The sequence below is a fragment of the Halobacillus karajensis genome, from assembly GCF_900108515.1.
Lineage (GTDB): Bacteria > Bacillota > Bacilli > Bacillales > Halobacillaceae > Halobacillus > Halobacillus karajensis.
In genome coordinates this window covers 52,271-79,227 of record NZ_FNWW01000009.1, presented here as the reverse complement: position 1 = coordinate 79,227, position 26,957 = coordinate 52,271, and the positions used below count along the sequence as shown (strand labels likewise).

Below are 26,957 nucleotides of genomic sequence, written 5' to 3'. Positions count from 1 at the left end.
TCTTTGTAGGGGGACGAAACAATGAGTAATCAGAAGCTTGACCAGTTGCGTAGCCAGTTAGATGATGTAAATTTACAGCTTTTAAATTTAATCAATAAACGCGGTGATCTGGTAAAGGATATTGGCAGGATCAAAGAACAACAAGGAATGAATCGTTTTGATCCCGTAAGAGAGAGAGCTATGCTAGACCTATTGTCTCAACATAATAACGGTCCTTTCGAGGATTCAACGATCGTTCACTTATTCAAAGAAATTTTCAAAGCTGCCTTGGAGCTTCAGGAAGATGATCACAGGAAAGCTTTGCTTGTTTCCAGGAAGAAGAAGCCTGAAGACACAGTTGTTGAAATTAAAGGAGAAAAGGTTGGAAACGGTGCACCTTCTTTTGTCATGGGACCTTGCGCAGTAGAAAGCTATGAGCAGGTTTCTACTGTAGCTAAAGCAGTTAAGGATCAAGGAATAAAACTCTTACGTGGAGGTGCATTCAAACCAAGAACATCACCCTACGATTTCCAGGGCCTTGGCCTGGAAGGTTTGAAAATGTTGAAACAAGCAGCAGATGAACAGGATCTCGCAGTAGTTAGTGAAATTGTAAATCCTGCTGACCTTGAGGAAGCATTAGATTACCTGGATGTAATTCAAATCGGAGCACGTAATATGCAAAACTTTGAGTTGCTTAAAGCCGCAGGTTCCGTAAATAAACCAGTGTTGCTAAAACGAGGAATGTCAGCTACGATTTCTGAGTTCATTAATGCAGCTGAATACATTATTTCAAGAGGGAATGAGAATATCATTCTTTGCGAGCGTGGGATCCGGACTTATGAAAAAGCGACCCGGAATACGCTGGATATATCCGCTGTCCCAATCTTGAAACAGGAAACTCACTTACCGGTAATGGTCGATGTAACCCACTCAACGGGTCGCCGTGATTTGCTGCTTCCAGCTGCTAAAGCCGCACTAGCAATTGGAGCAGATGGAGTGATGGCAGAGGTTCACCCTGATCCTGCTGTAGCACTGTCTGATTCAGCCCAACAAATGGATATTCCGACATTCCACTCTTTCATGGAAGAGTTAAGAAAGTAAAAAAAGACGGATAAAAATCATAATATCAGTTAGGCTAGGAGACTAGCCTAACTTTTTTTGTTTAAGATGATCAAATTTATGGTTGTTGTTCCCGTATTGAATGGAGACGAGCCTGTTCAATTTCAATGGACTTTCTAAACCATTCTTGGATAAATAATGATGGGCAAGAGCGAATTGGAGGATGAGCTTATTTCTTTTTTTATTCCATACGGAAACTGTCATATCCTTTTGCGATGAAAAGGCTATCCGTTATAATAATTAGGGTATAATAATACAAGAAACTACGAATATTGCGCAGGGAAGCGATTTATCGTATGATTATCCTATTGAATAAATTGCACGATAGGATTTGATGAAGGAGGATGCATGATGAATGTAACAATATATGATGTAGCGAGAGAAGCAAATGTCTCAATGGCAACGGTATCCAGGGTAGTGAATGGAAACCCAAATGTTAAACCTGCCACAAGAAAAAAGGTACATGATGCAATTGAAAGGTTAGGGTATCGTCCCAATGCAGTTGCACGTGGTTTAGCAAGCAAGAAGACGACTACTGTAGGTGTGATTATTCCTGATATCTCGAGCATTTTCTTTGCTGAACTTGCAAGAGGAATTGAAGATATTGCAACGATGTACAATTACAATATTATTTTAAGTAACTCTGATCAAAATAAGGATAAAGAAATTCGACTAATCAATGCAATGTTAGGAAAACAAGTAGATGGCTTGATCTTTATGGGCGGAGATATTACAGAAGATCATATCCGTGAATTTAAAACATCTTCTGTACCAATCGCACTTGCTGCCACAGTGGATGAAACAAAAGAAACACCTTCTGTTAATATCAACTATGAAGAGGCAGCATACGATGCAACCAAACTACTGCTTGAAAATAACAAACACATCGCTTATGTTTCTGGTCCTGAAGATACTGTAATTAATACAGAAAAAGTAGAGGGCTTTAATCGTGCGATGAAAGAAAATGGAGAAAATCATCCGGAGAAATGGATGGTTACAGGTGATTATTCTTATGATTCTGGTCTAGAGGCATTAGAGCAGATTTTAGAAATGGAAACTCAACCAACAGCGATTTTCGTATCTTCTGACGAAATGGCTCTTGGCGTGATCCATGGCGCTCAAGATCGTGGGATCCGTGTTCCGGAAGACTTAGAAGTTATTGGCTTCGATAACACACGCTTAGCTACCATGGTTCGCCCGACTCTTTCTACAGTTGTACAACCGATGTATGATATCGGTGCCGTAGCTATGCGCTTATTGACTAAATTTATGAACAAAGAAGAAGTGGAAGAACAAAATGTCATTTTGCCTCATCGAATAATCGAAAGAAACTCAACTCAGAAGAAATAGTACCGATAAAAGTACTATATGGTACTTGTTTGAAACTGAGGAGAGAGTAGAATGACAAAAAAAGATTTATTGACTCCCATCGGGATCACTGTTGGTTTTGCCATGGTCATGTTTGGGATCATGGCAAATGCTGGTTTCGGAGGTTTTCGATCCTTTATACAGCTTTCTTCGATTCTTATCGTTCTTGGTGGTCTTGGAGCGGCCATACTAGTAAACTTCAATATAAGTGAAGTGAAACTGACTATTCGTGTGGCAAAAGAGGCCTTCAAAACGAGTGATATGAATGTGAAAGAATTAATGGCTCTTTTTGTAAGATTGTCTGAAAAAGCAAGAAGAGAAGGGTTATTGGCACTGGAAACAGAATTAGAAGAAGTTGAAGACCCTTTTATTAAGAAAGGGATCCTACTTGCTGTAGATGGGATTCAACCTGAGGTTATCAATGATATTATGAAAGCGGAGATTGTTGCTGTTGAAGAACGCCATCAAAGGGGCAGGGCGATAATCGAAAAGGCAGGAGAGTATGCGCCTGCGTGGGGAATGATTGGTACACTCATCGGCCTTGTGTTAATGCTGCAGAGTTTAACTAACCCCTCCACTCTCGGACCGCAAATGGCTGTTGCGTTATTAACGACCTTCTATGGTACTTTGCTTGCAAACTTAGTTTTCATTCCAATGGCTGGTAAGCTTGAGAATAAAACCTATCATGAAATATACTTGAAGCAAATCATTATTGAAGGAGTTATGGGAGTACAGGATGGACAGAATCCAAGAATCCTGGAAGAAAAATTGAGTGCCTTCTTGTCTGAAAAGGAAAAAAGGGTAGAGGAAGAGGAATTGCCGCAGGACGGGACAGTAGGGGAAGCAGCTAATGAAGCTTAGACCTAGAAAAGTAAAACGTAAAGGATCCCCTAAATGGATGACTACATATGCTGATATGATAACACTGGTACTCGTATTTTTTATCCTTTTATTCTCGATGTCGCAAATTAATCTTGTTAAATTCGAAGCTATTGCAGAGTCATTTCGTAACCGTATGATTTTTGACTTTTATCCCTTGGCAGTAGAGAACGACTACCCTACAGAGCAAACGAAAATTCAAGAGAATGGGAAGAAAAACAATGAGTTTGAATCCCCTACAGAGAATCCAGACCATCTGGCTGCTGATATGGATGAAAAGGATGCTGCTGAAGATCTTGATAAGCTTAAAGAAGAAGTCGATGAGTATCTAAAGGAGAATGACTTAAGTGATATCATATCGGCTACACAATCCGACCGTGGAGTTGTATTAGTCTTAGAAGAACAATTACTATTTGAAACGAGCCGAGCGGAAATTCTTGATGGAGCCAAACCATTTTTGACGAAGGTGGGTACATTATTAGAAAATATACCTAATTTCGTTAAAGTAGAAGGACATACGGATAACCGTCAAATTAACACCTATCGTTACCCTTCGAACTGGGAACTTTCAGGGGCAAGGGCAAGCAGTGTGGTTCGCTATTTAATCAATCAGACAGAGAGGTTGGATCCTAAACGACTTACAGCTGTCGCCTATGGAGAAACAAGGCCGGTTGTTCCTAATGACTCAGAAAAGAATTGGAGCAAGAACCGTAGGGTTGAAATCGTGATCCTAGATCCGGAATATAATAGTTCTGATGCAAAAGAATCTACTTAAAAAGCCACTACTGACAAAGTAGTGGCTTTTCATTTTTTCAAGAGGTACCAAGGTGTTTCTGGTTTTATGCCATTCCTCAAGGTGCATAAGAAACCAAGGAGATGAATGAGGCGCATGAGCTTTTTAATTTTCTATTGAATGGAATTGTACTTCTTTTGGTTATGGATTAACTGTAAGGCCTTTTCAAGGAGCTTCTTATTTTTCTCGTTAATTTCCCTTCTGCGTGGAATTGGTTTACACGCCCCGGGTGGGTCATTCCATGTATTTATTAAAGGCAAAGGGGCATGTCTCTGCCATTTCTGAAGCCATTCTCCAGGCAGTTCCCCCTGGAAGGGGATGTCATCATTCATAACCTTCCATATTTGAGCCCAGGCGCGTGGAACAACTCTCCATATATCATAACCTCCGCCACCTAAAGCAATCCATTTCCCATGACAATTCTCATGAGCAAGCCTATGCGCCAACTTTGGAATACGTTCGTAAATCTTCATAGTGGAACACAAATGAGTTAATGGGTCTAAGTAGTGGGCATCGGCACCATTTTGAGTGATGATAACGTCTGGCTGGAAGAATTCTACGATTTCACTGAAAGCGTCTTCATAAACATGTAAAAAGGAGTCATCTTCTGTGAAGGCATCAATGGGGAGATTAAAGGAATATCCATACCCTTCTTTTAATCCTCGCTCATTCACATGACCTGTGCCTGGAAATAAGTACCGTCCGGTTTCATGAATAGAGAAGGTACAAACATTAGGGTCATCGTAGAAAGCCCATTGAACTCCATCTCCGTGATGAGCATCTGTATCTACATAAAGCACCTTGCAATTGTATTTCTGTCGAAGGTATTTAATTCCAACAGCACAATCATTATATATACAAAAGCCGGATGCTTTACGTTCGAAACCATGATGGAGTCCTCCTCCTAGATTTAACGCATGTTTTACTTCTCCTTTCATTACAGCATCTATGGCAGCTAGGGTACTTCCCACAAGCAACTGGGAAGCTTCGTGCATCCCCTTGAACATGGGAGTATCTTCTGTCCCTATTCCATATTCCATCCCTTCCTCTACTGTTAATAATCCCTGACCAGCTTTTTTTACAGCTTCAATATAAGATCTGCTGTGCGCCAGTAATAGTTCTTTTTCTGTTGCAAGGCGAGGGGCTATTATATCTTTTTCTGATAAATAGCCTGTAGATTCCAGCAGTTCTTTAGTAAGGACGACGCGCATTTGGTTAAATGGATGATCGTCACGGAAGCGGTATGTCGTAAAGTCATCGGTATAGACAAATCCAGAATGACAAGTCATGATGGGATCCCTGGCATCTTCGGCCATAGTACTTCATAGCCTTCTGATTTGAGGTCTTCTATTGTTGATAAGGGATTCATGGTTTGGATTCTTACGACGATAATTTTGTATCTAGGATCTGGCTTATAGGGATAGATGAGGACAGAGCTGATATTCACTTTTCTTTTACCAAAAACTTGTGTTACTTGAGGAAGTATCCCAGGTTTGTTGATCACTTTTATTTCTATTTGAGAGCTTTGCACATGTGTACCTGTCAGTTGGATCAGTGTATAAAGCATATCTTTCTCTGTAATAATCCCGACAAGCATATCGTCTCTTGTAACAGGGACACATGCGATCTCCTGTTCGTAGAAAATAGACGCAATTTCCTCTACGAAATCCAATGGATGGACTGTTGTTACGGGTGCCGTCATGATGGAATAAATCGGGTTTTTTAGCTCTTCATGGATCGTTTCTTTTTCGAAAATACTTGGGCTTGCATCCCTGATATCCCGGTCAGAAACAATGCCGACAACTTCATTCTTATCATTGGTGATTGGGATATGTCGAATGTGATGTTCCTGTAGTAGTTTCAGAGCAGCTTCGATTGTATCTTCGGGGGATAGGGTGATCACTTTCTCCTTCATTATCTCTTCCACTAACATACAACTACCTCCCTGTTTGGCGATATTGATGTCTTGTTAAAAACCTTAGTTTGTCAAATTGTTCAACAGATGTTTCTGGAACAAGCTGACCTACTTTAACCATCAGACAGTTGGCAGGATGGGATATGATTTCCGGATCATCTGTCGGAGAAGGGGTCAGTCCTCCGGCTGCCATCATTTTTTCCATTACTTTACGATAATCCCAAATATTCAGTCCCGTTCCTTTTAGGTCCCAGTGCCAATAATATTCGGTAGAGATGATAATGTAATTTTCCATATAGTCATCCATCATGGAAACTTTCAGCAAACGGGAACCGATTCGATAGCCGCGGAACTTAGGGATGACTTCAATGGCACCAAGTTCTATGAGGTCTTCCATATTTCCTTCAGACCAACGTTCCAATGGATCAGGGTGAAGGTAAGTAACATAACCGATAATTTCCTCATTATTCCTTGCTATGATAATTCGCCCTTCATCAAAATCTGCAATGCCCTTAATTGCATCGAACTGCTTTTCTGCAGGTCGGAAGGCCGTTAATCCTTCGTTAAACGTGTATTTATTCAGTTCTTTTGAAGGCAGTGGACCTTCGACGATGACCGGTCCGTGTTCCGTGTCCAAGGCCTCATAATGATAGGTTTTTGCATGATTCATTCAGTCACCACCTGAAATAGATTAGTAGATTTATTACCGATTTCCTTCATTATACATGAAACGGCCTGATATTTTCATTCTGCCGTAAAAATTAAATCCGATCGGGTACCCGATCGGATTTAATAAAATATAGTTATTCATCTCCGGAGTTTGATTCATCGTTTGGTTCATCATTTGCTCCATCATCTGTTGCCGAATCCTCATTTTCGGAGTCGCTTTCAGAGCCAGGATTGTTATCCCCGTTACCGGACTCACTGTCGGTATCACTTTCACTAGAGTCATCACCAGAACCAGATTCCCCTCCATCAGAGTTACCTTCTTCTGAGTCACTTTCGCTTTCTCCGGAATCATTTTCGTTGGATTCACCATTATCAGAGTCTGAGTTACCTGAATTAGAATTAGCTCCAGAATCCCCTTCAGAGTCACCAGAAGAGCCAGAGTCACTCCCTGATGGATCAGTTTCGCCAGGGTTTCCTACGGTAATAGTTTCGGATAACCCTGAGGTTTCACCAAAGTAATCGACGGCTCGAACAGCATATATCCCTTCATCCCCTGAGAAGCTAAGTGAATGGTCTACAGTGCTTCCGATAAGAGAAAAGGAACCGCCAGGTGTAGAAGCCCGATAAACGCGGTATCCGACGACATCATTACTGGAGGATGGTGCCCAAGAGATGGAAGAGCCACTGTTTTTAACGGAATTAGGTGCTGCTGGCGCCCGGCCATCATTATCAATGGAAGAAGAAGTCGAGCCGACCGATTGTGTAGATGGGAGAGCCACCTTAGACCACGCACCGGAATTCGGTAGAAGCTCTCTCAAAACTTCACTGCTTGTGTAACCATTCTCTTTTAAAAATTCAGGGCTTAATGTGACGCCGCCGCCATCTATAATGAATTCACTAGGTGTATTTTGGCCTGCTACAACGAGTTGATCTTTGACTCTGACAAAATCCCCGCTGATTAAACTGTCATCTACTTTACTAGGGGCATAGTTTGCATCATAGATATCACTCTTAGCCAGACCGATAGATGAACATAAGTTGGATGCAAGTAAACCAGAGGTTGCACAATAAGACCTAGTAACAAGACCACCAGGGCTTTGGAATCCACTAGTTGGAATCATCAATTCAGGGCGGATTTCAGAAACAGCATTCACAACATCTGCCCACAATCCCTGTGTACGCTGGTTGTAATTTAAGTGCTGCATATTTCCTTCAGCAAACCCTGTCCACATTCCAACGGTTACGTTAGGGTTTGTAGCAACAAACCAGGAGTCTTTGGTCGATTGAGAGGTTCCGGTTTTCCCTGCCCAGTCAACTCCGCGGTTGTACAGCAACCCGCGTACTCTTTGTCCGGTACCGTATTCTAGTACGTCCCGCATGACATCGATTGTCAAATAAGCGGCCTGTGGGCTAAAGACATCTGTTTCTTCAGTCTCATGTTCATAAATCGTTTCTCCGTCTTTAGTTTCGATTTTTTCAATCATATAGGCATCAACGAATTTCCCCATGTTGCCGAAAGTAGCATAAGCATTAATATTGTTCTCAACTGTAACCCCGTAACTTAGCCCCCCCAAGGCCATCGATTCGCTAGAATAATCTTGTTTAACAAGGTCTTCTCCCATTCCCATCTTCTCAAGATAGTTTTTTACAGGATTTTGATCTAAAATTTTGTTGTATTGCTTGACAGCTGGAACATTATAGGAGTTTGCCAGCGCATATCGCGCGGATACAAACCCTCGGTGACTTCTTGAGAAGTTCCGAACTTCTTTTCCGCCGTTATAGTAATAAGGGACATCCGCAATAACAGATCCTGGTTGAGCAGCTCCCATATCAAAGCTTGGTCCATACACAAGAAGGGGTTTCATTGTACTTCCATTGGAACGACGGGCTTGTGTGGCGTGGTTCATATTTTCTTCTTCAAAATCATAACCACCAATAAAGCCATATATTTTTCCTGTGGAGTTCTCAATGATCATACTACCCAGTTGAAGGGGAGTGTCTACTTTTACTTCCTGTCCTTCATTGTTAAGGACAGTCTTCTGCCCCCATGGCCAGTTGTTTTTTGTATATGAATCTCTTACTTTCTGCATGGCATCATAGACTTCTTTATCTATTGTTGTATGAATCTTGTATCCGCCGGAAGATAGTTCACGTTCGGCCATTGTATTATACTCTTCACGAAGAGATTCATCTTCAGCAAGGTCTTCTTCTGTGTGGCCATTTTTTTCCATTAAGTATTCTTTGATTCGTTTCTTAGCTCTGGAGTGAACTTCCTGATTGATCGCTGGATAAGTACCTAGAACAGTAGCTTTTGGATCAGCTAAGGTTTCTTCATTAATTTGAAATTCCATGGCCTCATCATATTCAGCCTTCGTGATATAACCAGCCTCCAACATCCGTTCTAAAACTTCGTGCATTCGGTCAATTCCTGGCTGCAAGTTTTCTGGTTCTTTAATTGAACCATCATTATAGAATGGGGTATAGCCGAATGGGGATTGAGGCATCCCGGCAATATAGGCCGATTGTGCGAGCGTTAGATCTTTAGCATCCACACCAAAGATTCCCTGCGCGGCAGTCTGGACACCCGCAACATTTTGACCATTTGAATTTCTGCCTAAAGATACGATATTTAAGTAGGCTTCTAAAATTTCATCTTTTTCAAGGAACCTTTCAATCCTTAAAGCAAGAAGCATTTCTTTTGCTTTTCTTTCAAAAGAAACTTCATTCGTTAAGATTTGGTTTTTAACAAGCTGTTGAGTCAGGGTACTCCCCCCTGATTTAACAGAAGAGTTGGTTACTTCCTGTACCACAGCCCGCATAACAGCTTTAGGTACGACGCCTTTATGTTCACCGAAATATTCATCTTCTGTCGCAATCACGGCATTTTTTAAATGCTCACTAACTTGGTCCAATTGGACTTCTTCCCGATAGAGATCTGATCTGATGTCCCCGATTTCATTTTCGTCATTGAAATACATGGTCGAGGTTTCAGCATAATTATAAATGGTTTCTTTCATATTTTCTTCACTTCGGACCTCTTCGTCCTTGACCAGGGAAGCGAAATAGCCTGCGCCGACTCCACCAGCGAAGAACAGCCCGATTACACCGATGATGATAAAAAATAAGATGACGTTCCATACGACATCATAGGTAATCCGGCTGTTTTTCTGGATGGTCCCACTTTCCCACAAAGAGCGGAAATCCAGCTTTTTTCGCCCATTTTTTTGGTTATTAAACATGATAATACCTCCTAAAAAATCCAACAACATTATAACACACCCGCCTATAATAGGACATAATTCCACACGTGGTTTTGTTGCTTTTTAGAGAGGAATATGATAAATATATACATAGTTAAATATGTGTGCGTTGAAGGATTGGAGTAAAAAACAAGTCACTGGTACAGAGAGTCGGCGGTTGGTGCAAGTCGGCACATACTTGTTTTTGAATTACGACCTGGAGCAATCTTCTGGTATAAATCAGAGGACGGTGAAATACCGTTATCGATAGAAGTGGCACACACGTTTGGTGTGCAACAAGGGTGGTACCGCGAAAGACCTCGTCCCTTTTCAGGGGATGGGGTCTTTTCTTTTTTAGAACATTCGCCTCCACATCCTTTAGAAACGCAGCACCATTTTCACCATTATTAAGTAGGAGTGATCGAATGGATATATTGAAAGACTTGCAGCAGCGTGGGTTAATTAATCAGGTGACAGACGAAGATGGTTTGAGAAGCCATTTAGAAAATGAACAAGTAACTCTTTATTGTGGATTTGATCCAACTGCGGACAGTTTGCACATTGGCCACCTGCTTCCAGTACTGATGTTAAAGAGATTCCAAAAAGCTGGGCACCGCCCTATTGCACTCGTGGGCGGGGGAACTGGAATGATTGGCGACCCAAGTGGACGGTCGACGGAAAGACAGTTGAATAGTGCAGAAGTCGTTAAAGGGTATAGTGAAAGAATTAAGGAGCAGTTAGCCAGAATTCTTAACTTTGATGAAGGAGATAATGCAGCTGTTGCACGAAATAATCATGAATGGTTGTCCCAAATGACGATTATTGACTTCCTGCGTGATACGGGTAAACATTTTGGAATCAATTACATGTTAGCAAAAGACTCGGTGGAATCTCGTATTGAACAGGGAATCAGCTTTACGGAATTCACTTATATGATCCTTCAATCTCTTGACTTTCAACAACTATATCAGAAAGAGAATTGTACCCTTCAGATTGGAGGAAGCGATCAGTGGGGAAATATTACCGCTGGTCTTGAATTGTTAAGACGGTCTGCTGGTGGAGAAGAAGAGGTAGAAGCATATGGTTTGACCGTTCCATTAATTACAAAAGCTGATGGATCTAAATTTGGGAAGACCGCAGGAGGAGCCATTTGGCTCGATCCTGAAAAAACATCCCCTTATGAATTTTATCAGTTCTGGATCAATGCTGATGACCGTGATGTTATTCGCTTCTTAAAGTACTTCACTTTCCTTAGTTTTGACGAAATTGCAGAGCTTGAAAAAGAAGTGGAGACCCAACCGGAGAAACGGGTCGCTCAACGCCGTTTAGCTGAAGAAATGACAAAACTAGTCCACGATGAGGAAGCTTTGAAACAAGCAGAACGCATTTCTGCTGCTTTATTCAGTGGTGATATTAAAGCATTGTCTGGAGCGGAGATTGAGCAAGGGTTTAAGGATGTTCCTACGTATACATCTGAAGAAAAAGAACCTCAGCTCTTAGATTTGCTTGTAAATGCGGGCATCTCTTCATCTAAACGTCAAGCGAGAGAGGACATTGGTAACGGTGCGGTTTATATTAATGGTGAACGTAATCAGGATCTAAAGCATACGATTAACGAGGAAGACCGTATCGAAGATCGTTTTACAATTATCAGACGTGGGAAGAAAAAATATTTCTTAATTAAGTTTCAATAAAATATAAAAATTGCCCCCTCCTTATGGATGGGGGCAATTTTTATATTTAATACTGGATATAAAAAACCGTCGGAAAATCCGACGGTTTTTTCTCGGTAAAGAATTAACGAGAGTAGAACTCAACGATAAGAGCTTCATTGATTTCAGAAGGAAGCTCAGAACGCTCAGGGTAACGAGTGTACGTACCTTCACGCTTGTCTTCGTCGAAAGTAAGGTATTCTGGTACGAAGTTGTTGACTTCGATTGCCTCTTCGACAACGTTAAGTTTTTGAGATTTTTCGCGAAGGCTGATCACTTGACCAGGAGCTACGCGGTAAGATGGGATATCGACGCGACCACCATCTACTGTTACGTGACCGTGTGTAACTAGCTGACGAGCTTGATTGCGCGTACGAGCTAGACCAAGGCGGTAAACCAAGTTATCCAAACGGGATTCAAGAAGGATCATGAAGTTTTCACCGTGGATCCCTTTCATGTTACCCGCTTCTTCAAACAAACGACGGAATTGACGTTCTGTCAAACCGTACATGAAACGAAGCTTTTGCTTCTCTTGTAGTTGAAGACCGAATTCGGATAGTTTTTTACGTTGGTTTGGACCATGTTGTCCAGGTGCGTAAGGACGCTTTTCAAGTTCCTTACCAGTTCCGCTTAAAGAAATGCCATAGCGACGTGATTTTTTCCAGGTTGGACCTGTATATCGTGCCATAGGAATTTCCTCCTTTTTATTTTATTTTGCATAAAATAAAAACAGTGTGTCCCTTCTTCCATTGCTCATTATGTTTTCATGCACCTTCGCCCCAGCAGCAGAGAGTTACACGATGCACCTCCGTAGAGGAACAAAATGATGACAATGGTGGTTCACATAGGCTGCCATTTATTTTACACAACGAATATTATAATTTTATTTAGGAAAGAAGTCAAGGGACTTTCATGTTTTCAGTTTTTAAACGACTGATCGATAGGTTTGTCTTCTCATGGCAGTTAGTAAGGGATAGGGAGAACCAAAGAGAAAGGGACTATTCATGTGAACTTGCCCCTTGAAGGGAGGATTCAGACCTAATCGTAAATCAATTGTTCAACAGGATGTTCAGGCGCTATATATAAAAAGTAGTGGACCACCTCTAAATGGTGGTCCACTACTTTTTATGGCGTTCATCATTTATTCTCATTTTAAACAGTTAAATCTTAGTCCTAAATATACTGTTGGAGAGTTTGGACAAATTCTACTAATTTTTCTTCATCCACTTCATCAAATCTATTTTTTGAAGGGCTGTCGATATCAAGAACCCCGTAAATCTCTCCGTTTTTCTCAATAGGGATAACGATTTCTGATTGGCTTGCTGCATCACAGGCAATGTGACCAGGAAAAGCATGGACATCCTGGATGCGCTGGACTTTATTTTCTGAAACAGCGGTGCCGCAAACGCCTTTCCCTGATGGAATTCGCACACAGGCAGGCAGCCCTTGGAATGGCCCTAAGACAAGTTGGTCTTTCCTCCATATGTAAAAACCAACCCAATTGACATCTTCTAAGAATTGATTTAATAACGAAGAAGCGTTCGCTAAATTTGCAATAGGATCTGGTTCATCCTCAAGGAGAGATGTTAATTGTTTGATTACTAGATCATAATTTTTGGTTTTTGTACCTGTGTAAACCGTGGACTGGAACATAAATAAACCTCCTTAAAAATATATACAATTCGACAAAATCATGAATCAGCTGTCGGTATTTGATGGACGATTGTCAGCAGGAAATCCCACAAATATAGAGAATCTTTTCCTGAGGGGGAAAAATAATGAGCCGACCAACAAATGTAACTCGCGACAAAGTGTTAGATGTAGCGTGTCGCCTTTTTTACAGTCAAGGTTTCAATGGAACATCTGTCCGGGATATCGCAAAGGCTGCTAATGTTAATGTCTCATTAATCCATTACTATTTTAAGAGCAAACAAGGACTTTTTGAATCGCTCGCTGTCAGCTATTTCGAACCTTATTTGGAAATGCTTGAGTGTGAGCTACCCTCAGAGGAAGAATATAGATTAAATGAATTAGTGAAAAAGATTTTACATTATAAACAATCCCATTATCAACTCTCGTGTTTGCTAAACAGGGAATTAACCTTAAATACAACATTCGCCAGGGAAATGCTTGTGACCTATCTGGCTAAAGAAAATCATCTGTTTACTCAGATTCTTTTCCAGAAGAAATCACACATTGAGGTAACGTTTAAGGAAAAATTATGTTTGTTACAATTAAAAGGGCTTTTAAATGCTCCTTTTATGATGCCTCATGAATTTAAGGACCCTTTTATTACAGAAGCATCTTTAAATCATTTCGTTGACATGTACAGCAGTTTAATGAATGATTACCCATCGGTAAAAGTATTGGCTAAAGCGTAAGTAATTTCTTGTCAATAGCATGGCCCCCCTGTCCTAGACCGAGGGCGTGATGCGCATCCGAACCATATACCAGAGGGATTCCCATAGATGAGGCTTGTCTTGCCAAATACAACGGCGGATAAGTCTCTTTACAATGTTCTTTATGAATGCCTGCTCCATTATAATCGAGGGCATAACCATAGTTTTTAACTATTTTTAGAAGGGCAGCGGCATCCGTCTCCCAACCTTCAGGTGCAGGGTATAGATGTTGGAACTTCTTCACAAGGGTCATATGCCCGATCCGTGTGGGTTTATATTTCCCTAATTCCGCTTTGACTGATTGAACTAATGTTTTGTAATAAGCCGTGTATAGTTGACTGATTCCGCCTAAGTCGTTAGCCGCCTCTGTATACATATCAGGGCTGTAATCAATACAATACCAATGTTTTTGCCCTTTTAGGAAATGGACGGAGAGAATGCTGTCATCAAGTGAGGGCCCGTAGGTATCAAGGAAACCTTCAATCTCTCTTTCATAACCTTCGATGAAGTCAACCTCAAACCCTTTGTTAATTTGAATCTCACTTTCATATTCTTCTTTCAGTTGTTGAACATCTTGTAAGTACTTTTCCACCATGTGTAAGGACATGCCGCTGTCTTTTTCAGGGACAGGGTCTGAGAAAGATTCCGGAAGTGGAGCGTGTTCAGTAAAAGTCATGGAATGATAACCTAGATCAATCGCCTGTTCAATGTAGTTTCTTAAGGAGTCAGAAGTCCCATGTGGACAATATGGGGAATGAATGTGTCCATCCATCATTTTGCGGTCTCTCCCTTGTGATTGAATTTTTTGTCAATACGATAATAAATTTGAAATATTTTAGCCAAAAGTATGATTTACATGGTATCATTATAAACAACTAAATCATATATCGGAACGCAATACATCCGTATGGCACGTTTATTGTAAGGAGGCTATTTATGAAGTTCGTCATCGGGGCTATTTTACTACTCATCGCATTGTTCATCATCGGGCTGATTTGGCGGAAAAAGGTCTATGATGAAGTGGATCGCCTAGAAGGTTGGAAAATGGATATCATGAATCGGCGCGTAACCGAAGAGTTATCTAAAGTGAAAAGCTTGAACCTTTCCGGCGAGACTCAAGAAAAATTTGAAGAGTGGCGGGAGCGCTGGGATCAGATTTTGACGAAGGAGCTCCCTGAGCTTGAGGAAGATCTTTTCGATGCGGAAGAAGCGGCTGACCGTTATCGCATGAAACGTGTCAAAGTCGTTTTAGGAAAAACGGAAAAAAAGTTGGTAGCCATTGAGGAAGACATCAAAGCGATGCTTCAGGAATTAGAAGATCTTCTGGATTCTGAAAAGCAAAGCCGTTTGGAAATTGAATCTATGGAGCCGGATCTTAAAGAACTGACGAAAGTATTAATTCAGAACCGCCACCAATATGGGAAAGCGGTACGTGTATTCGAACAAAGGGTAGAAGACTTAAAACAACAGCTTGAGGGGTACGAACAATTAGCGAATAAAGGGAATTATATTGAAGCAAATGCTCTCGTTCGTACGATTCGTCAAGAGACTACGAAGCTCCAAGAAGATGTTCAGTACTTCCCGGAACGATATAAGTTAGTGAGAACAGAACTCCCTGAGCAGTTGGCAGAGCTAAAAAATGGTGTGGAAGATATGAAAGCAGAAGGTTATCGAATTTCTCAATTCGATTTGCTTCCAGAGATACATAGTTTTGAGCGCTCCCTAGAAGAAATGATGAGTCAGCTGGAAATGGGTGATCAGACAGGTGTGGAAGAGTCTTTGCAAGAAATCGAAACCCGAATCCAGGAGATGTATCAATTATTAGAAAGTGAAGCAATTGCTCATCATTATGTAGAAAAACAATTCGTACCCCTGAAAGTCCAATTGGATGAATTGGGGCATGTATTGGCAGAAACTGAACGTGAATTGGATGAGATTCAGAAAACTTATCAAGTAGAGCAAGAAGATATAGAAGCACATCGCAGCCTAATGAATTGGTTTAGTCAAATGCATAAACGTGTAACAAGCCTTGAATTCAGGCGGGAGGATGGGGAAACATCTTACGCCAGTCTGCGTGATGACTTAGAAGAAGCCCAGAGGCAATTGAAGGAGCTTGAAGAACAACATAGTTATTTCCATGAACGTGTACAAAACCTTAGAAAAGATGAGCGGGAAGCAAAACAGAAATTAACAAAAATGGAAAATCTGCTTCTTGACACACACCGACGGCTCAAACGCAGTAATATCCCTGGCATCCCTACTTCTGTCTATGATGATATGAAAGCTGCCAGTGAGAAAGTAGATGAAGTTTTTCGAGGCATGGAGATGCATCCCTTAGATATGGTTGTGGTGAATGAGATGTTAGAAGAAGCTTCCGGTATGATAGAGCAGCTAAATGAAGATGCTGAGAAGGTAATGGAAACGGCCCATTTAGCTGAACGTGTCATTCAATACGGCAACCGGTACAGAAGTAAATATCCTATTCTGGCTGCGAAACTTCTCGAATCAGAAGAAAAGTTTAGGTCCTGTCATTATGAGGAGGCACTGAAACTTGCTTCTGAAGCCATTAAGGAAGTGGATCCTGCAGCCCTTTCTAAGATCGATAAGGAGGAAGAAGTTCTTCTCTAGGATGGGAAACGATGAAAAAACGCCTATTGATTGGACTTGCATCAGGAACCTTTCTCGTGTGGGGAAGTGCCTATCTAAGAGTTTGGTGAGTGATGTTGAAGATTAGTTAAGGAAAGAGCGGCTGCCGTCGGCAGCCGCTCTTTTGCAATTTTCAGAAGCTATATAACAGGAATGATTTTAAATATCCCTGGATCCTTAAATCTGTAGTGACTCTATGAAAAAACTTTTATTTTAATGCTCGGCTTAACATGATTAAATTCCGTTAGACGCTTTTGTAGGCATAGAACAATTTGTTTCTTTTGTTTACATGTTATGATAAAATAATGGACTGCAATTTGAAGTAAAGGAGTCAAAGCTCATGATCTATTTAGATAATAGTGCTACTACACACCCGCATCCGGAAGTGTTAAATAGTTTCCAAAAGGTCGCGGACCAATATTATGCCAATCCTTCCTCTGTACACAGTTTTGGAAGTGAGGCGGAACGTTTGCTGGACCGCTCAAGAAAACAGGCAGCTCAAATATTGAATGTAGCCCCCCAAGAGGTTATTTTTACTTCAGGAGGAACGGAAGGAAATAATATGGCTGTTAAAGGAATAGCTCTGCAGCACCAATCCAGAGGAAAACATTTAATTACAACTCAGATTGAACATCCGTCGGTTATGGAAGCATTTCGGGCACTGGAGACACTGGGCTTTGATGTTACTTATATAAATGTGGACCGGAACGGGAAGGTTAACCCCGATGATATTAAAAATGCTATAAGACCCGATACAATCCTTGTCAGTGTAATGAGCGTGAATAATGAAGTAGGTACCATCCAACCTGTAAGACAAATCGGACAGTTTCTGAGATCATACCCTAAAGTCTTTTTCCATGTTGATCATGTACAGGGCTTAGGAAAAGTGGATCTTTCCATTAAAGAATGGGGCATTGATTTGTGTACACTATCCGGTCATAAAATTCATGGTTTGAAAGGGACAGGCGCACTTATTAAACAACCACATGTTACACTGTTTCCCCTCTTACATGGAGGGAGTCAAGAGTCGGAGGTAAGGGCAGGTACAGAAAATCTGCCAGGCACTGTAGCTTTCGTGAAAGCCCTTCGACTATTGAATGAAAACCTGGAACAAAAGGTGGCCCATTTGGCAGAAATGAGACAGGTTTTGTGGAAAGGCCTTGAAGAAAGAGCGAGTTATATGATTAATTCTCCAGAAGATGGGGCTCCTCATATTCTTAACTTTTCAATTCCGAAGTACAAACCAGAAGTGGTCATTCATGCGTTAGGAGAGGAAGGAATATTCATTTCTACTAAATCCGCATGTTCTTCCAAGCAGCCAGATGTAAGTGCTGTGTTAAAGGCATGTCATTTAGATTATGAACGAACTACCTCTGCTTTAAGAGTCAGTCTTTCTACGTTGAATGAAATGGATGAGATCCACACTTTTCTGAGAAAATTAGATCAAACCGTAGAAAATTTAAAAGCAACGATGGGGTGAGTTGAATGAAATTCGATCGCATTATGATCCGCTATGGTGAAATGGCACTAAAAGGAAAAAACAGAAGAGCGTTTGAACAAAAGTTGCAAAGCAATATTGCCATTAAACTAAAAAAGTATTCAAATACAACTATACAAAAGACTCAAGGACGGATGTATGTTTTATTAAATGGAGAAGATCCACATCAGGTGATGAAGGAATGTCAGGAAATTTTCGGCATTCATAGTTTGAGTTTTGCTGTAAAAATTGAAAAAGATGAGGAAGAAATGAAAGGTGCGGCATTACTAGCTTTCCAAGATGCGAAAGGTGCTCGAACGTTCAAGATTTCTTCTAAACGTACGGACAAAACCTTTCCTATTCCTTCTCAAGAAATGAATCCCTTATTAGGTGGACATATTTTACGTCACACTGAAGGGGTCACCGTTGATGTCCATAACCCTGATGTTGAGATAAAAGTGGAAGTCCGTCATGAAGGCTGTTATGTTACAGCACAGGATTACCCAGGTGCCGGAGGATTACCTGTAGGAACAACAGGGAAGAGCTTGTTGATGCTTTCTGGGGGTATTGATAGTCCGGTCGCCGGCTATTTAACTATGAAACGTGGGGTGGAAATTGAAGCGATTCATTTCCATTCTCCTCCATATACAAGTGAGAGAGCAAAACAGAAAGTTATTGATTTAGCACAGGAGCTGTCCAAATTTGGTTCCAAGGTGAAAATTCATGTCATTCCGTTCACGGGAGTTCAGCAAACAATTCATCGTGAAATGCCTGAAGGCTACAGTATGACAATCATGAGACGAATGATGATGCGAATAAGTGAACGGATCGCTGAGAGAAATGGTCTTCTTTCTATTACTACAGGGGAAAGCCTCGGGCAAGTTGCAAGTCAGACGATGGAAAGTATGAATACAATCAACGAGGTAACTAACTATCCAATTATTCGTCCACTCGTATCTATGGATAAAATTGAGATTATTGATATCTCTAGAACAATTGGAACGTATGACATTTCCATTCGTCCATTTGAAGATTGTTGCACAGTGTTTGTACCCAAATCTCCAAAGACAAAACCTACAAGAGAGAAAGCGAACTATTACGAATCAAATGTAGACTTTAATGGAGATATTGAAAAGGCATTGCAAGAAAGTTATATTATTGAAGTCTCACCAGACGAACATACAGGTCAAGAGGAAGATGATTTTGATGATTTATTATAAAATTCCCCCCAGCTATAAAAAGCTGGGGTTTTTTAGGACAATATTTCTTTTTTTAAGTAAAATAGGATATAGATAGAATTAAAGGAGAGAAGGAGTGGAGAAAATGAAACTCTGGTACGGTGGAAAAATTTATACGATGAAAAATGAGGGAGAATGGGTAGAAGCGGTTGTAACCTCCGAGGGAAAAGTTAAAGCGACTGGGGATACACAACAACTTTATAAAATTTATAAAGAGGATATTACTGAAGAATGTGACCTGAAAGGTTCAGTTATGTATCCAGGTTTCACTGACAGTCATCTGCATATCATTGGTCATGGAGAACGCCTCATGAGATTGGATCTTTCCTTTATGAAATCAGCGGAAGAGGTAAAACAAGCATTGCAACAGCATGCTGAGCAACTGCCTGCTGGAGAGTGGATTATCGGTGATGGCTGGAATGAAAATCAGTGGGAAGATAAACGGATTATACATAAGCAAGAGCTTGATGAAATTTCTGCTGATCATCCGATGATGCTCACAAGGGTCTGTCGTCACGCCTTGCTTGCTAATTCAAAAGCAATGGACATGGCCGGAGTTAACAAAGACACACCAGACCCTCAAGGCGGAGTAATTGTAAGAGATGAACAGGGAGAGGCTGTCGGGTACTTCCATGACCAAGCCCAGGAAATCATCAAACAAGCCATGCCGGAAGTAACACCAGAATATTTAAGGAAAGCTGCTGATTTAGCAGTAAAAGATATGCATTCCTATGGTCTTGTTGGTGGTCATAGTGAAGATTTGAATTATTACGGGGGCTTTAGAAAAACGTTTGATGCTTTCCTTCATGTGATCGATGGCAAACAGACAAAATTCAGGGCTCATCTTTTGGTCCATCATGGAGTGATCGACCAAGTAGACCAAGAAGGACTTGGGTTCAAGCAAGGGACTGATTTTGTAGAATTGGGTGCATTGAAAATTTTTTCTGATGGAGCCTTAGGAGGCAGAACAGCGTGGTTGAAAGATGACTATGCCGATGACCCTGAAAATAAAGGTGTCGCTATTCATACAGATGAGGGGCTTGATTCGTTAGTAAAGGAAGCGAGAAAAAGGGATATGCCGGTAGCTGTCCATGCTATCGGAGATGGGGCTGTTGAAGCAGTTGCTGATGCTATAGCGGCTAATCCACTGAAAAACGGAGAGCGTGATCGGATTATTCATGCGCAAATATTAAGTCCTGATCTTATTCATAAATTGCAACGTTTAAATATTGTGCTGGATATTCAGCCGACCTTCGTTGCTTCTGATTTTCCTTGGGTAATCGAACGCCTAGGAAATTTAAGGTTGAAAAATTCATATTCTTGGAAAACACTATTAGATGCAGGTATCAAATGTGCGGGCGGCTCCGATGCCCCCATTGAAGAAATAAATCCTTTGCTTGGAATCAGGGCAGCAGTCGATCGAAGAGCCACATATGATCATGCGGTTTACCAAGCAGAGGAAAAATTGACCGTTTATGAGGCTATTTCTCTCTATACGAAAGGAAGCGCTCAAGCGATCAACAAAGAAAGGGAACAAGGAATGATAGAGGAAGGCTATCTCGCAGATTTTACGGTATTGGACCGGGATCTCTTTGCACTCAAATCCCACGAGCTTGCTGACGCTACTGTAACCATGACAGTGGTTGATGAAGAAATTGTTTATCAAAGGTAATAGTAATGAACAAAGATCCTTACCTTATTTGAATGATATTAACTAACGAGGGGCCTCCAATTATTTGGAAGCCCCTCGTTTTCCATTAAAGGAATGTTCGTTTAACACGATCCCAATAGGTATTGTTTTTAAGTTTGACTGTCTTAATGACATTCTCACTAAGTTTAATGGTTACATCATGGATGTTACGTATAGAGAATGCTTCGTTGTCCATACCGATAATCGGGTGATCGTTTCCATCTTGACGGACGGTAAGCTTCAATGTTCGCTCTCCACTGAGAATGAACGATGAACCCAGTGTACGGTAACGATTATTATTAAGGGAAGCAAGTTCGCTAATTTGGAAGCAAGGAAGTTTAGGATCAACAACGGCTCCATTGATGGATTTGTTGTAAGCTGTACTTCCTGTTGGGGTAGCAATGATTAAGCCGTCCCCGCGAAACGTTTCAAAGTGGAGATCATCGATGTACACATCAACGACAATCGATTTTATCAATGTTGAACGCACACTACACTCGTTCAGGGAGGAAAAAGTTGACTCATTATTGATGGTTGTCTCAATCAGGGGGAATCGCCGAACTTCAATTTCCGAATTTTTCATGGCATCGATCATCTCATCATGATTATCTATATCGAAATCGCAATATAGTCCGGCTTCATTTCCAGCTCTAATTCCTACATACAAGCAGTCCTGCCTGAAGCCTGTTTTACGCACGGCTTGAAGGAATGTGCCGTCGCCTCCTACTGCAATGATGATGTTGGCCTTATTCGAATCTTCTACGACCTGAAAGTCGTTATCTCTTGCCAGTTGGAACAGCGACTCCAATTTATCATTTAATTCTTCGGTTTGTTGATAAAAAAAGTATAAGTTTCTTCGTTGATCGCTCATCTAGGATCCTCCTCTTATGTAAAGCTTGATGTCATTTTATCATTTCACTCTTGAAACCGCACACAATTTTCAAATAAATCGTGAAAGTTTATCATTGTTGAATTGCGGTGTGGATTTCGATATGGTGGGAGTAGACGAAAACGCAAAAAGGAAAGTTGGTATTGGCGCATCATGTGTAAAAACAGCTGCGCCAATTTCTTTTGATTTACAAGAGCTCTCTTAAGGAATATAGAGAGCCCACGAATTTAAGTGAAGGAGAATGATTATGAAGCAGGAACAAGTGGAAAAACTATTTCAATGGGTTGATGATACGGCCACCGTTATTTCTGAAGATTTGAATATCACCTATTTAGAGGCAATTGCTGAAACTATGGATGTCTTATTCAATGGTCAACCTTTTGATGATATGGGAGAGTCGTTGCAAACTTATCTCACTAATGAACTTTTGAAGATGAAAAAAGAAGAATTCGAAAAAGAAGAAATTCGTAAAGCAGTCCAGCTTGCTATTTTAAAGGGAATGAAGGGAGCAACACAGCAACAGCATTTAATCACTCCCGATTCTGTAGCTATGTTTATGGGGTATCTGGCATCAAAACTTTACGAAGGTAAAGAGGATTTAAAATTGTTTGACCCGGCAGCGGGGAGTGGGAATTTGATCACTTCTGTTATGAATCAATTAGATATGCCAGTGAGAGCTTATGCAAGTGAAGTTGACCCTACCTTAATCCAACTAGCTGTAGCTAATGCAAACTTGCAAAAAAATGAAATTGAATTTTTCCATCAGGACAGTTTGGCCCCTTTCCTTATGGAACCGGTCGATTTTGTGTTAGGTGATCTGCCAGTAGGGTATTATCCAGATGATGCTCAAGCAGAACGATATGATTTGAAATCGAAAGAAGGGTTATCCTATGCCCACCACCTGTTCATTGAACAAGGTTTGAATTACACAACAGAAGGCGGCTTCCTTATGTTTATTGTGCCGAACTTCCTTTTTGATAGTGATCAATCAAAAGAGCTAAACGCCTTTCTTCGCGAACATGCCCACATTGTTGGCATGCTTCAATTGTCTGACTCTTTATTCAAAGATGAGAAACATGGCAAAAGCATTTTAATATTACAGAAAAAAGGTCCCGAGACAAAGGCACCAAAACAGGCTTTGCTGGTCAAATTACCATCGTTCAAAAACCCGAACGGGATGGCAGATATTCTTGCCCAAATGAATAAATGGTTTGATGATTATCAAGGAACGCAATTGTGAGAAAATAACGAATATAACAAGTAAACGCTATCATTTCCCAACTACCTTGAAATCGGTGAAGACGGGTGATTAAATAGTAATGGTAGAAAATTACGAACCTAAATTTTAAGGGGATGAGCAACATTGAGTCATAATATTCTTGCTATAAATGCAGGTAGTTCATCACTGAAATTCCAACTGATCGACATGCCTGAAGAAACAGTAATAACCAAAGGGCTGGTTGAACGTATCGGCCTAAATGATAGTGTGTTTACAATTGAAGTAAATGATGAAAAAAATGAAACAGTAACAGATATTCCTGATCATGGAGAAGCTGTTAAAATGCTTCTTAATAAATTGACTGAAAATGGAATCATCGAATCTCTTGATGAGATTAATGGTGTGGGTCACCGTGTGGTCCATGGCGGGGAGCGTTTCAGCGAATCTGTGTATATCACAGATGAAGTAATTAAAGAGATTGAAGAAGTGTCTGATTTAGCTCCATTGCATAATCCAGCAAACTTGACTGGAATCCATGCTTTCCGTGAAGTGTTACCAAATGTCCCTCATGTGGCTGTTTTTGACACGGCTTTTCACCAGTCTATGCCTGAGCAATCTTATCTTTACAGCTTGCCTTACGAGTATTATGAAGAATATGGTATCCGTAAGTACGGTTTCCACGGTACCTCTCATAAATACGTTTCTGAGCGTGCGGCAGAGATGCTGGGGCGTCCTTTGGAAGAACTGCGTCTTCTATCCTGCCACCTTGGGAACGGCGCTAGTATTGCAGCGATCGAAGGTGGTAAATCGATTGATACATCCATGGGCTTTACACCGTTAGCAGGTGTTACAATGGGGACACGTTCAGGTAACATCGACCCAGCCTTGATTCCGTTCATTATGGAGAAGACGGGTAAAACAGCGAATGAAGTCATGAACGTATTAAATAAAGAAAGTGGGATGCTTGCATTATCTGGTTTTTCAAGTGACTTACGTGATATTGAAAAACGTGCGGATAATGGAGATGAGCGCGCAGAGCTTGCTTTAGAGGTCTTTGCTGCTCGTATTCACAAATATATTGGTTCCTACGCGGCACGGATGCACGGGATCGACGGGATCATCTTTACAGCTGGTGTAGGTGAAAATAGTGTTACAATGCGTGAACGAGTATTGAAAGGGTTGGAGTTTATGGGTGTCTATTGGGACCCGGCTCTTAACAAAGTTCGTGGAAAAGACGCATTTGTTAATTACCCACATTCTCCTGTGAAAGTAATGGTTATTCCTACAAACGAAGAAGTCATGATTGCTCGTGACACAGTTGAGAAAGGACTTTAATGAAAAAAGCAATCGCTCCTGATGAAGATAGGCGCGATTGCTTTTTTTTGAACTTTAAGTCTACAATAAATGGTAAGGAACAAAGACGAGGAGGGATCGCTTTGTCACACCAAAGAATACGTACTGAATTAAACAACTGGTTGGAACAATATAAACAATATCAGCCCAATGATTTTGAAATGGTTTATGATCATTGGGTTCAGCAACATTTTAGGAACATAAACCCGAATGTAAGGAAAGCCTTTTTTTCAAAACTTGATGCTTGGTTTTTTCATACTCATGCTTTCTTGCAAGGAACTTCATACCAATATGAGGCAAGGGAACGAATATTGACAGTTGGGCGTATTTTTTCTACCCGTATTGAGCGGATTGAAGATATGAATAATGAATTGACGGTTGAGCAGTTAACTTACATAGCAGAGCAGCAAATGACACGCGGTCGATTTTATTCTTTTGCTCAAGGTGGTTTGACAGGGGCAGGGGGATGGCTGTTCCTCGGAATTGATTACCCTTTAATGATGTTGATGAACATCCGTGCTATTCAATTAATTGGTTTGACGTTTGGTCATGAGATGAACCATCCATATGAAATGATGATCTCCCTCAAAGTTTTTCATGCGGCTACATTGCCTAAACGTTTGAGAGTAACTGCGTGGAATGAGTTAATGGACGAGGTGAAAAGAAAGGAACACCCTTATATTTTTTCAGGGGAGGACCAATTAACGGATGAAGCCTGGCTGGAACAACCAGTAAAACAATGTTTTAAGTCTTTGTTTATTCTGATGTTCAGAAAAAAACTCATCCAAGGCTTACCTTTCATCAGTATTGCAATAGGGGCATATTCTAACTACCATTTAACGAAACAAGTAACAGAGTTTGCGATGAAATTCTACCAGTATCGCCACCTCATGGAACAGGAAGGGGAGCAATAAATGTCCGTGAAAGAACATAAAGCAAATACAAGCTTTCCTATCACATGTTTTATTCTTACTGTTAGTGATACACGTACCAAAAAAACAGATAAGAGTGGGAGTTTGATGATAGAGAAACTAAAAAATGAAGGGTATGAGGTTGTAGAATATCATATTGTGGCAGATGAAGAAGAACTCATCCGGGGCTATTTGCAAAAGGGAATTGACTCTCCTGACGTGCATGCCGTGTTGTTGAACGGAGGTACAGGGATAGCGAAGAGGGATGTAACGATAGATGTTGTTCAAAGCGTGATTGATATAGAAATACCTGGTTTCGGGGAAATTTTCCGTATGTTAAGCTATACGGAAGATATCGGATCTGCTGCTATTTTATCGAGGGCTATTGCAGGAGTGGCTGGGAAAACAGCGGTTTTTTCTACTCCTGGATCTTCAGGTGCTGTTAAGCTTGCTATGGATCGATTAATTATTCCAGAACTTCCGCATGTTGTCCGCGAATTGTATAAAGATCAATAAAAGAGCCCGGGGGCCGGGCTTTTTATTGATTAAGTAAAGGATAGCCTTCCGTGAGCATTTCTTTGTGAAGAGGCAGTATTCCCTGCTCCAGCAACTTCTCTCCACTTCCTAAGTCAAGGGGAGCAGGGAAGGGTACTTTAGCTCTATTTTTGCCCCTCTGTTGCATTATCCGGTCTGACAACAAGCACATCACAGGAGGCATACCGTGTGATGTGTTCGGATACACTACCGATAAAGAACCGTTCCATGGCACTTAAACCTGTGGCACCACAAATGATGAGATCAGCATTGTATTTGGGAGCGACATCTTTAGCAATCTTCACCTTAGGAGAACCATATTCTACGTCAACAACCACATGATTTACCCCGGCTTTTTCTGCTTTTTCCTGGTAGTCATTTAACAATTCTGTTGCATATTGTTCGGCACGGATGGCTAAAGACCGGTCATATGCTTCCACTGTAGCAAAAGCTCTTGTATCGACTACGTGGGCTAAAATTAACTTTGAATCGTTCCGGTTTGCGATATCGATCGCTTTATTAAATGCTACTTCAGCCGTTACCGACCCATCGACAGCCACTACAATATCTTTGTACTCAAAAGTCATGCTTGATGCCCCCTCTCTTTTTGTTATCTCTATTATATCATGTCCTCTTCGCCCATAGACTCTCTATACATGCATAATTTCGATAATTTTGCGAATATTATAAAAGGAGGTGTTTTTATGAAAAAACCAAAGAATCCATTGGAGAAAGAAAAAGATATGGAAAAGCGACTAATGTCATCTATAAACGAAAGTTACCAGTCAGGTGTGAAAAATAAAGATAAGCGATAATACGTAAGCCCAACAGAAGACTTTCTGTTGGGTTTAATGAACTATAAAGAAATGGACTATTGAGGACAAAATTTATTTGTCGAGAAGGCTAGTTAGCCTATACATACATGTGT

General features: G+C 40.9%; 23 protein-coding genes and 1 other annotated feature. Of the genes, 14 read left to right on the top strand and 9 right to left on the bottom strand.

What is annotated here, in order from left to right; all coding sequences use genetic code 11:
• Nucleotides 1–21 precede the first annotated feature (21 nt).
• The 4 genes from BLW54_RS16615 to motS all read left to right on the top strand — a co-directional run bounded on the left by BLW54_RS16615 (nt 22) and on the right by motS (nt 4,120).
• Entirely contained in the window at nt 22–1,080 is a 1,059-nt protein-coding gene (locus BLW54_RS16615) for a bifunctional 3-deoxy-7-phosphoheptulonate synthase/chorismate mutase (protein ID WP_035509688.1), read from the top strand.
• Between the two features lie 369 nt (nt 1,081–1,449).
• Nucleotides 1,450–2,448: a catabolite control protein A gene (gene ccpA / locus BLW54_RS16610; RefSeq protein WP_035509687.1), complete on the top strand. Its 999-nt coding sequence runs from the start codon at nt 1,450–1,452 to the stop codon at nt 2,446–2,448.
• A gap of 51 nt (nt 2,449–2,499) precedes the next feature.
• Entirely contained in the window at nt 2,500–3,327 is an 828-nt protein-coding gene (gene motP / locus BLW54_RS16605; RefSeq protein ID WP_074735981.1) for a flagellar motor protein MotP, read from the top strand.
• Entirely contained in the window at nt 3,317–4,120 is an 804-nt protein-coding gene (gene motS / locus BLW54_RS16600) for a flagellar motor protein MotS (protein WP_074735978.1), read from the top strand. The genes motP and motS overlap by 11 nt, the downstream gene beginning before the upstream one ends.
• Before the next feature lie 131 nt (nt 4,121–4,251).
• Here motS and BLW54_RS16595 read toward each other — a convergent pair whose 3' ends face one another.
• The 4 genes from BLW54_RS16595 to BLW54_RS16580 form a co-directional block, all read right to left on the bottom strand.
• Complete coding sequence (locus BLW54_RS16595) at nt 4,252–5,427, bottom strand: acetoin utilization protein AcuC (protein ID WP_074735976.1); 1,176 nt, start codon at nt 5,425–5,427, stop codon at nt 4,252–4,254.
• Complete coding sequence (locus BLW54_RS16590; protein ID WP_074735973.1) at nt 5,424–6,071, bottom strand: acetoin utilization AcuB family protein; 648 nt, start codon at nt 6,069–6,071, stop codon at nt 5,424–5,426. Before BLW54_RS16590 ends, BLW54_RS16595 begins: the two co-directional genes overlap by 4 nt.
• Before the next feature lie 4 nt (nt 6,072–6,075).
• Nucleotides 6,076–6,723: a GNAT family N-acetyltransferase gene (locus BLW54_RS16585; protein ID WP_074735971.1), complete on the bottom strand. Its 648-nt coding sequence runs from the start codon at nt 6,721–6,723 to the stop codon at nt 6,076–6,078.
• Nucleotides 6,724–6,856: 133 nt separating this feature from the next.
• On the bottom strand, nt 6,857–9,961 hold the full coding sequence (locus BLW54_RS16580; protein ID WP_083391572.1) for a transglycosylase domain-containing protein: 3,105 nt from the start codon (nt 9,959–9,961) through the stop codon (nt 6,857–6,859).
• A gap of 121 nt (nt 9,962–10,082) precedes the next feature.
• Nucleotides 10,083–10,292: a binding site (T-box leader), on the top strand.
• Between the two features lie 94 nt (nt 10,293–10,386).
• Here BLW54_RS16580 and tyrS point away from each other — a divergent pair.
• Nucleotides 10,387–11,655: a tyrosine--tRNA ligase gene (gene tyrS / locus BLW54_RS16575; RefSeq protein ID WP_035509672.1), complete on the top strand. Its 1,269-nt coding sequence runs from the start codon at nt 10,387–10,389 to the stop codon at nt 11,653–11,655.
• Between the two features lie 103 nt (nt 11,656–11,758).
• Here the strand turns inward: tyrS and rpsD are convergent, their stop codons facing one another.
• Both rpsD and BLW54_RS16565 read right to left on the bottom strand, forming a co-directional pair.
• Nucleotides 11,759–12,361: a 30S ribosomal protein S4 gene (rpsD, locus tag BLW54_RS16570; protein ID WP_035509671.1), complete on the bottom strand. Its 603-nt coding sequence runs from the start codon at nt 12,359–12,361 to the stop codon at nt 11,759–11,761.
• Nucleotides 12,362–12,846: 485 nt separating this feature from the next.
• Nucleotides 12,847–13,326, bottom strand: a complete 480-nt coding sequence (locus BLW54_RS16565) for a free L-methionine (R)-S-oxide reductase MsrC (RefSeq protein WP_035509669.1) — start codon at nt 13,324–13,326, stop codon at nt 12,847–12,849.
• Between the two features lie 125 nt (nt 13,327–13,451).
• On the opposite strand from BLW54_RS16565, the gene refZ reads away from it, so the two are divergent.
• On the top strand, nt 13,452–14,054 hold the full coding sequence (refZ, locus tag BLW54_RS16560) for a forespore capture DNA-binding protein RefZ (RefSeq protein ID WP_035509668.1): 603 nt from the start codon (nt 13,452–13,454) through the stop codon (nt 14,052–14,054).
• On the opposite strand, the gene hisJ is transcribed toward refZ, so the two are convergent.
• On the bottom strand, nt 14,044–14,847 hold the full coding sequence (gene hisJ, locus BLW54_RS16555) for a histidinol-phosphatase HisJ (RefSeq protein ID WP_074735969.1): 804 nt from the start codon (nt 14,845–14,847) through the stop codon (nt 14,044–14,046). The genes refZ and hisJ overlap by 11 nt on opposite strands.
• A 161-nt stretch (nt 14,848–15,008) precedes the next feature.
• Between hisJ and ezrA the strand changes: the two genes are divergently transcribed.
• The 4 genes from ezrA to BLW54_RS16535 all read left to right on the top strand — a co-directional run bounded on the left by ezrA (nt 15,009) and on the right by BLW54_RS16535 (nt 21,105).
• Entirely contained in the window at nt 15,009–16,700 is a 1,692-nt protein-coding gene (ezrA, locus tag BLW54_RS16550; RefSeq protein ID WP_074735966.1) for a septation ring formation regulator EzrA, read from the top strand.
• Between the two features lie 358 nt (nt 16,701–17,058).
• A complete protein-coding gene (locus BLW54_RS16545; protein ID WP_074735963.1) occupies nt 17,059–18,198 on the top strand; it encodes a cysteine desulfurase family protein in 1,140 nt (379 codons plus the stop codon).
• A gap of 5 nt (nt 18,199–18,203) precedes the next feature.
• Nucleotides 18,204–19,415 (top strand): tRNA uracil 4-sulfurtransferase ThiI, encoded by a 1,212-nt coding sequence (gene thiI, locus BLW54_RS16540; RefSeq protein ID WP_074735959.1) that lies wholly within the window; start codon nt 18,204–18,206, stop codon nt 19,413–19,415.
• A 103-nt stretch (nt 19,416–19,518) separates the two neighbouring features.
• Nucleotides 19,519–21,105 carry an amidohydrolase gene (locus BLW54_RS16535; protein ID WP_035509660.1) on the top strand — a complete coding sequence of 529 codons (1,587 nt, stop codon included), beginning with the start codon at nt 19,519–19,521 and terminating at the stop codon, nt 21,103–21,105.
• A gap of 85 nt (nt 21,106–21,190) precedes the next feature.
• Here the strand turns inward: BLW54_RS16535 and BLW54_RS16530 are convergent, their stop codons facing one another.
• Nucleotides 21,191–21,994, bottom strand: coding sequence for an NAD kinase (locus BLW54_RS16530; protein ID WP_035509658.1), 804 nt, complete (start codon nt 21,992–21,994; stop codon nt 21,191–21,193).
• A 265-nt stretch (nt 21,995–22,259) separates the two neighbouring features.
• On the opposite strand from BLW54_RS16530, the gene BLW54_RS16525 reads away from it, so the two are divergent.
• The 4 genes from BLW54_RS16525 to BLW54_RS16510 all read left to right on the top strand — a co-directional run bounded on the left by BLW54_RS16525 (nt 22,260) and on the right by BLW54_RS16510 (nt 26,011).
• A complete protein-coding gene (locus BLW54_RS16525; RefSeq protein ID WP_035509656.1) occupies nt 22,260–23,252 on the top strand; it encodes a class I SAM-dependent methyltransferase in 993 nt (330 codons plus the stop codon).
• Nucleotides 23,253–23,375: 123 nt separating this feature from the next.
• Nucleotides 23,376–24,566 (top strand): acetate kinase, encoded by a 1,191-nt coding sequence (locus BLW54_RS16520; RefSeq protein ID WP_035509654.1) that lies wholly within the window; start codon nt 23,376–23,378, stop codon nt 24,564–24,566.
• A gap of 101 nt (nt 24,567–24,667) precedes the next feature.
• A complete protein-coding gene (locus BLW54_RS16515; RefSeq protein WP_083391573.1) occupies nt 24,668–25,498 on the top strand; it encodes an EcsC family protein in 831 nt (276 codons plus the stop codon).
• Nucleotides 25,499–26,011: a MogA/MoaB family molybdenum cofactor biosynthesis protein gene (locus BLW54_RS16510; protein WP_074735956.1), complete on the top strand. Its 513-nt coding sequence runs from the start codon at nt 25,499–25,501 to the stop codon at nt 26,009–26,011. It abuts the gene before it with no gap.
• Nucleotides 26,012–26,154: 143 nt separating this feature from the next.
• Here BLW54_RS16510 and BLW54_RS16505 read toward each other — a convergent pair whose 3' ends face one another.
• Nucleotides 26,155–26,616 (bottom strand): universal stress protein, encoded by a 462-nt coding sequence (locus BLW54_RS16505; protein ID WP_035509651.1) that lies wholly within the window; start codon nt 26,614–26,616, stop codon nt 26,155–26,157.
• Between the last annotated feature and the right edge of the window lie 341 nt (nt 26,617–26,957).

Coding starts and splice junctions, on each gene's coding strand:
- tyrS (WP_035509672.1), top strand. CDS start 10,387: ATGGATATATTGAAAGACTTGCAGCAGCGTGGGTTAATTAATCAGGTG.
- BLW54_RS16595 (WP_074735976.1), bottom strand. CDS start 5,427: ATGACTTGTCATTCTGGATTTGTCTATACCGATGACTTTACGACATAC.
- BLW54_RS16505 (WP_035509651.1), bottom strand. CDS start 26,616: ATGACTTTTGAGTACAAAGATATTGTAGTGGCTGTCGATGGGTCGGTA.
- thiI (WP_074735959.1), top strand. CDS start 18,204: ATGAAATTCGATCGCATTATGATCCGCTATGGTGAAATGGCACTAAAA.
- BLW54_RS16510 (WP_074735956.1), top strand. CDS start 25,499: ATGTCCGTGAAAGAACATAAAGCAAATACAAGCTTTCCTATCACATGT.
- BLW54_RS16525 (WP_035509656.1), top strand. CDS start 22,260: ATGAAGCAGGAACAAGTGGAAAAACTATTTCAATGGGTTGATGATACG.
- BLW54_RS16535 (WP_035509660.1), top strand. CDS start 19,519: ATGAAACTCTGGTACGGTGGAAAAATTTATACGATGAAAAATGAGGGA.
- ezrA (WP_074735966.1), top strand. CDS start 15,009: ATGAAGTTCGTCATCGGGGCTATTTTACTACTCATCGCATTGTTCATC.
- motS (WP_074735978.1), top strand. CDS start 3,317: ATGAAGCTTAGACCTAGAAAAGTAAAACGTAAAGGATCCCCTAAATGG.
- BLW54_RS16565 (WP_035509669.1), bottom strand. CDS start 13,326: ATGTTCCAGTCCACGGTTTACACAGGTACAAAAACCAAAAATTATGAT.
- refZ (WP_035509668.1), top strand. CDS start 13,452: ATGAGCCGACCAACAAATGTAACTCGCGACAAAGTGTTAGATGTAGCG.
- BLW54_RS16585 (WP_074735971.1), bottom strand. CDS start 6,723: ATGAATCATGCAAAAACCTATCATTATGAGGCCTTGGACACGGAACAC.
- BLW54_RS16580 (WP_083391572.1), bottom strand. CDS start 9,961: ATGTTTAATAACCAAAAAAATGGGCGAAAAAAGCTGGATTTCCGCTCT.
- motP (WP_074735981.1), top strand. CDS start 2,500: ATGACAAAAAAAGATTTATTGACTCCCATCGGGATCACTGTTGGTTTT.
- BLW54_RS16615 (WP_035509688.1), top strand. CDS start 22: ATGAGTAATCAGAAGCTTGACCAGTTGCGTAGCCAGTTAGATGATGTA.
- BLW54_RS16545 (WP_074735963.1), top strand. CDS start 17,059: ATGATCTATTTAGATAATAGTGCTACTACACACCCGCATCCGGAAGTG.
- BLW54_RS16590 (WP_074735973.1), bottom strand. CDS start 6,071: ATGTTAGTGGAAGAGATAATGAAGGAGAAAGTGATCACCCTATCCCCC.
- rpsD (WP_035509671.1), bottom strand. CDS start 12,361: ATGGCACGATATACAGGTCCAACCTGGAAAAAATCACGTCGCTATGGC.
- ccpA (WP_035509687.1), top strand. CDS start 1,450: ATGAATGTAACAATATATGATGTAGCGAGAGAAGCAAATGTCTCAATG.
- hisJ (WP_074735969.1), bottom strand. CDS start 14,847: ATGATGGATGGACACATTCATTCCCCATATTGTCCACATGGGACTTCT.
- BLW54_RS16530 (WP_035509658.1), bottom strand. CDS start 21,994: ATGAGCGATCAACGAAGAAACTTATACTTTTTTTATCAACAAACCGAA.